At 68.9% G+C, this 5,642-nt stretch carries 7 protein-coding genes; 3 read left to right on the top strand and 4 right to left on the bottom strand.

Translation table 11 applies throughout. The features are described 5' to 3' along the window. From B1964_RS09165 to msrB, 3 genes are all read left to right on the top strand, one after another. The coding region (locus tag B1964_RS09165) for an alpha/beta hydrolase (RefSeq protein WP_172398791.1) at positions 1 to 761 on the top strand (761 nt) is incomplete at its 5' end. A gap of 84 nt (positions 762 to 845) precedes the next feature. Continuing rightward, complete coding sequence (locus tag B1964_RS09160; protein WP_079929563.1) at positions 846 to 2,117, top strand: glycosyltransferase family 87 protein; 1,272 nt, start codon at positions 846 to 848, stop codon at positions 2,115 to 2,117. A 42-nt stretch (positions 2,118 to 2,159) separates the two neighbouring features. After that, positions 2,160 to 2,609 carry a peptide-methionine (R)-S-oxide reductase MsrB gene (msrB, locus tag B1964_RS09155; RefSeq protein WP_006371123.1) on the top strand — a complete coding sequence of 150 codons (450 nt, stop codon included), beginning with the start codon at positions 2,160 to 2,162 and terminating at the stop codon, positions 2,607 to 2,609. Here msrB and B1964_RS09150 read toward each other — a convergent pair. The 4 genes from B1964_RS09150 to B1964_RS09135 form a co-directional block, all read right to left on the bottom strand. Next, positions 2,606 to 3,244 (bottom strand): FMN-binding negative transcriptional regulator, encoded by a 639-nt coding sequence (locus tag B1964_RS09150; protein WP_079929562.1) that lies wholly within the window; start codon positions 3,242 to 3,244, stop codon positions 2,606 to 2,608. The genes msrB and B1964_RS09150 overlap by 4 nt on opposite strands. Positions 3,245 to 3,277: 33 nt before the next feature. Beyond that, a complete protein-coding gene (gene hemQ, locus B1964_RS09145) occupies positions 3,278 to 3,973 on the bottom strand; it encodes a hydrogen peroxide-dependent heme synthase (RefSeq protein WP_079929561.1) in 696 nt (231 codons plus the stop codon). A 64-nt stretch (positions 3,974 to 4,037) separates the two neighbouring features. Beyond that, entirely contained in the window at positions 4,038 to 5,432 is a 1,395-nt protein-coding gene (locus B1964_RS09140; RefSeq protein ID WP_079929560.1) for a protoporphyrinogen oxidase, read from the bottom strand. Further along, positions 5,432 to 5,642: uroporphyrinogen decarboxylase family protein (locus B1964_RS09135; protein ID WP_290440685.1), on the bottom strand; the 211-nt coding region annotated here is incomplete at its 5' end. The genes B1964_RS09140 and B1964_RS09135, both read right to left, overlap by 1 nt.

Genomic DNA, 5,642 nt, shown 5'->3' with positions numbered 1-5,642 from the left:
CTCCCCCCCCGTTCGGCGCCAACGCCCGCGACACCGCCGCCGCCGCGGCGACCGGCGTCCAGGCCGCGCTCACCACCTTCACCCAGCGCTGCGCCGCCCTGGGCAGCGCGTGCGCCCTGGGCTCGGGCGGCGCCGCCACGATCGCCGACGTCCTGAGCAAAGGGCGCACCGGCGACCTCGGGGCTCTGTCGGACACCCAGGCGCTCGCCGGGATCACCACCGGTCTCGCACTGGCCGCGGATTCACCCGACGGCATCGGTGGCGTCGCCTCGGCGATCGCCGCCGCCGATCGTGGCGACACCGACGCACTGTCCGACCTCGCCGATCAGGCACAGTCGCTACGCCTGACCGACGGCCAGATCGTCGGCGACTGCAACGACGTGACCGGACCGGTCAGCCAGAACGAGATCGGCGGCCTGATCAGCACCTGGTCCAAGGACAATCCGCTCACCGGCACCGATGCCGCGCTGTCGCTCATGCGCTGCAACGGCTGGTCCGCGGGCGAGGCGGTGACCCCGCCGAGCAGTTTCCCGGTCGCACCGCTGATTCTCGACAATCCGGGTGACCCGATCAACGGCGGAACCGGCGCCGACGCCCTCGGCGCACTGTTCACCCGCGCATCCACCTCACCGGTCACGGTCAGTTGGAACGGTCTGGGCTATTCCGCACTCGCCCGTAGCAGCTGCGTCGCCGATACCGTTGCCGACTACGTCGCCTCCGCACCGCTGGGCGGCCCGTCGGAACGGGGCTGCCCGAGCTGACGCAGTCGTCGGCACGCACGTGCCGGAACCGGCACCACCACCGGCCGGTCGAGACCGGCACCATGCACGTAGTACGGTTCGCGGGTGGCCATTCTCGACAGGTATCTCTACCCGCAGATGCCGGCTCAGCGCATCATCCCGATGGTGCTGTGGCCGATCACCTTGATGATGATCTTCCAGCGGTCGGTGATCCTCGGGGTCAACGGTGACCGCACCGACGACTTCAAACCCGTCTACAACGCCGCCCTGGCATTCCTGAACCGCCGGGCGGTCTACGGCGAGAACCTCAACACGGTCGATCCGCACTACCTGTATCCGCCGTCGGGCACCCTGCTGATGTCCCCGCTGGCGGTCATCGACCCGGAACGCTCACGGTGGCTGTTCATCGCGGTCAGCGTCGTCGTGCTGATCGTGTGCGCCTACCTCATCACCCGGCTGTTCGGCTTCGGCGCCCGAACCTGGGTGATGCCCACCGTGCTGTTCTTCTTCTTCAGCACCGAAACCGTCGCGCACACACTGATCTTCACCAACTTCAACGCCTTCGTCCTGCTGGGCCTCCTCGGTTTCCTGATGCTGATGTTGCGCCGACAGGACTGGTGGGCCGGCGTACCCATCGGGCTGACGCTGGCGGTCAAACCGGTGCTCGCTCCCCTGCTGTTGCTGCCGCTGCTGGTGGGTCGATGGCGAATCCTGGTGACCGCCATCGGGATTCCGTTGGTGCTGAATCTGGTCGCATGGCCGGTGTCGGCGGATCCGACGTCGTTCCTCACGCGCACGGTGCCGTACCTCGGCGAGACCCGCGACTACTACAACAGCTCGATCGGCGGAAACGGCGCGTATTTCGGTGTCGCCGACTGGCTCGTGCTGCTCCTGCGCATCGCATTCACGGCGATGGCCGTGTTCGCACTGTGGTTCCTCTACCGCTACTACCGTCGCACCAACGAATTGCTCTGGCTCGCCACCTCTTCCGGGGTGTTGCTGTGCACCACGTTCCTGGTGAGCTCACTCGGGCAGGGCTACTACTCGATGCTGTTGTTCCCGCTGCTGATGACCGTGTTCATCCCGGGCTCACCGATGCGCAACTGGCCGGCCTGGCTCGGTGTCTACGGCTGCTTCACCTTCGACGCGTTCTATTCGGTGCGTTGGGATGCCCTCGGCAGACAGCTCGAATACAACAAGGTCACCTGGGGGTGGTCGTTGCTGATGATCGCGGTGTTCTGCTCGCTGCTGTTCCGATATCTGGACATGCGCCGCGACGGCGTGGCCGGTAGCTGGCGGGACTTCTCCGCGCCGGAGCCGCCTGCCGACGATCAGGGCGAACCGGTCGGTGCGCCGGCCCCGTCCGCTGCCCAATAGACCGTCCTGGCGGGCGATGGCCGCACCTCGTACGGTGGAATCATGACCGACACCCCCGCCCGCAAGGACGTGCAGGACCCGGCCGAACTGGCCGATCTCACCGATGACCAGTGGCGCGAACGCCTCACCCCCGCCGAGTACCGGGTGCTGCGCCAAGCAGGTACTGAGGCGCCGTTCACCGGCGAATACACCGACACCACGAGCATCGGGGTCTACCGCTGCCGGGCCTGCGGACACGAATTGTTCCGCAGCGAGCAGAAATTCGAGTCGCACTGCGGCTGGCCGTCGTTCTTCTCACCGCTGGCCGGCGACGCGATCATCGAGCGTTCCGACGACTCGCTGGGCATGCGCCGCACCGAGGTGCTCTGCGCCAATTGCGGCAGCCACCTCGGGCATGTGTTCGCCGGAGAGGGCTATGACACCCCTACCGACCTGCGATATTGCATCAACTCCATCAGCCTGACCCTCGAACCGGAGGACGACGGGGCCTAACCGTCCCGCCGGTCGGCGGACCGGCGCGCAATCCGGCGTGCCATGGCCTGATCGGCCGCGATCGGCGAGCGTGACAGGTGCTCGACGACGCTGCGCCGATTGCGTTCGGGCTGATTCTGCGACATCTTCGCCTTGCCCGCCCACCGAGTGATCGACAGTTCGACGCCGACGATGGCCGACAGCTGCCTGTCGATGAACTCGGCGGGGGCATCGGTGACCGCCCACGGTTGGTCCCGCGAACGCTCATGCAGCTCGGTCAAAGCCGACACCTGTCGGTGCAGCCAGTCGTGCTCGGTGTGGAAACGGAGTCGCCCGTGCACATGCACGGTCTCGTAGTTCCAGGTCGGCACCACCCGGCCGGTCTCGGCCTTGGTGGCGTACAGCGACGGTGAGATGTAACCGTCGGAGATCGGGAAGATCGCCACGGACTCCGTCTGTGTGGTGGCCTCGCGCCAGTGCGGGTTGGCCTTGGCCATGTGCCCGAGCAGTCGGGCGTTGGGCCGGTCGTAGATCAGCGGCAGCGGCGTCACGACGAGACCTGAGGCCCCCACCGACACGAGCTGGGCCAGTCCGGGGCCGTCGAGAATCTCGGCGATCTGCTCGTCGGAGAGCGCGAAACCGGGTGGAACGTACATGAGCTCGGACTACCTCGTCGGGTGCGTACGCGCTCAGGGCAGCGCGTCGACGAGAGCACCCGGCTCGACGCGGGGCCCGGTGAAGAACGGCGTCTCCTCACGCACGTGCATGCGGGCCTCGGTGGCGCGCAGGTCGCGCATCAAGTCGACGATGCGGTGCAACTCCGGTGCCTCGAAGGCGAGCAGCCATTCGTAGTCACCGAGCGCGAACGACGCGACGGTGTTGGCGCGGACGTCCTTGTAGCCGCGGGCGGCCATGCCGTGGTCGGCGAGCATCTTGCGGCGTTCCTCGTCGGGCAGCAGATACCACTCGTAGGACCGGACGAACGGGTAGACGCAGATGTAGTTGCCCGGTTCCTCACCGGCCAGGAAGGCCGGGACGTGACTCTTGTTGAACTCGGCCGGACGGTGCAACGCGACGTTGCTCCACACCGGATCACTCGCCCGGCCCAGCGGCGTCTCGCGTCGGAATCGGTTGTAGGCGGCCTGCAGATCCTCGAGCTTCTCCGCATGCCACCAGACCATGTAGTCGGCGTCGGCGCGCATCCCCGACACCTCGTACACACCGCGCACGACGACGTCGGAGTCGTCGAGGGACTTGAAGAAGTCCGTCACCTCGGACTTGACCGAGTCGCGGTCGTCGCCGAGCTCACCCGGGCGCACGGCGAACACCGAGAACATCAGGTAGCGGATCGTCGAATTCAGTGCGGCATAGTCCAAGCGGCTCATGCACCCCATGGTGCCACCGCAGGCGGGACCGCCGACACCCAGGTCGCAAGGCCCATCCGGGCCTTCAGCCGAGAGCGGCGAGGATCACCTCGGCGGCCCGACCGGCCGTTGCGATACACGCCGGCACGCCGACCCCGGCATACGAGGAGCCGGCCAGCGCCAGTCGCGGCGGCAGTGCGTCGAGCACCCCGGCCATCCGGTCCAGGTGTCCGGGTGCGTAACGGGGCAGCCCGCCGTCCCATCGCTGGACGCGGACCTCGAGCACGTGCTCCGAGGGGGCGCTCACCCCGGCGGCGACACAGATCCGATCCAGATCGGTCAGCGCCCACGACCGCAGGGACTCGTCGATACGGGGATCGTCGGCGGGGTCGGCCACCGGGTCGCCATAACGGCCGAACGAGGCGCGCACCGACACCGCCGCACCGTCACCGCCGACGTGCGCCCACTTCTGGGAGGACAGCGTGAATGCCTTGGGCCGCAGGTCTTCTCCGGTCGCCACCAGCACGCCGGAGTGGTCGGGCAGTGCCGTGCCCGGCGCCAACGCGATCGAGACCACCACCGACGACGCCGGCTCGACCGCCGCGAGGGTCGCGACGAACTCATCGCCGATCCCGGCGAGCAGGCGGGCCGCCGTCCATGCGGGCACAGCGAGAACGACGCCGTCGTAGTCGGTGTCGGTTCCGGACTCGGTGCCCACCCGCCACCGATCGCCGTCGGCGTGGACGGCCACCACCTGTCGATCGGTGAACAAGGCCGGCCGCGTGGCAGCGGTGAGCGCGTCGACGAGCACCCGATAGCCACCGACGAGTGTCCCGAACACCGGGCCACCGGTACCGACCGGGGTGAGTAGCCCACCGACGGCCGCCGACAGGTTCGGCGCGCCCGCGTCGAGTCGCGCGGCCAGCGCCGGGATCGCTTCGCGCACACCGATGTCGGCGGCCAGCGACGAGTACACGCCACCGAGCATGGGATCGACGCTGCGCGCGACGACCGATGCGCCGAACCGGTCGGCCACCAGATCACCGACCGCCACGTCGTCGCCGGGCCGCCACGCCAGGGCGCGGTCGGGTTCGGCGGCGATGCGGGCGAGGTCGGCGGGATCGGCCAGGCCCGCCATCACCTCTGCCGTGGCCGGGATACCCATCAGGGCGGGGGCGGGCATCGGATGCAGCCGGCCGCCGGCCCAGATCGCCGGGCGGCGGGGCGTCGGCGAGACGACCCGATCGGCCAGACCGAGCTCGTCGACCAGCGCAACAGCCTCCGGCCGGCGCACGATGAACGCTTCGGCTCCGACGTCGGTGGCCTGCCCGGCGACGTCGACGGTGTGCAGCACGCCGCCGAGCCGCTCGCGCTGTTCGTAGAGGTCGATCGTGGCGTCGTCGCCGAGTGCGCGACGCAACCGGTAGGCCGCGACCAGGCCGGAGACTCCCCCGCCGACGATCGCGACCCGCGCCGGCATCAGAGGGTGTGGATCAGCTCGACGGCGCGGGTGAGCACGTCGGGATCGGTGTCGGGGAGCACGCCGTGACCGAGGTTCACGATGTGGCCGATCGCACCCGCGGCCACGGCCCGGCGGCCGTCGTCGAGGACGCGTCGGATTTCCTGTTCGACGACGGCGGGGCCGGCGAACAGCACGGTGGGATCGAGGTTGCCCTGCACGGCCTTACCC

Source organism: Gordonia sp. i37 (genome assembly GCF_002043085.1).
Lineage (GTDB): Bacteria > Actinomycetota > Actinomycetes > Mycobacteriales > Mycobacteriaceae > Gordonia > Gordonia polyisoprenivorans.
This window is presented reverse-complemented; position numbering and strand designations above follow the sequence as displayed.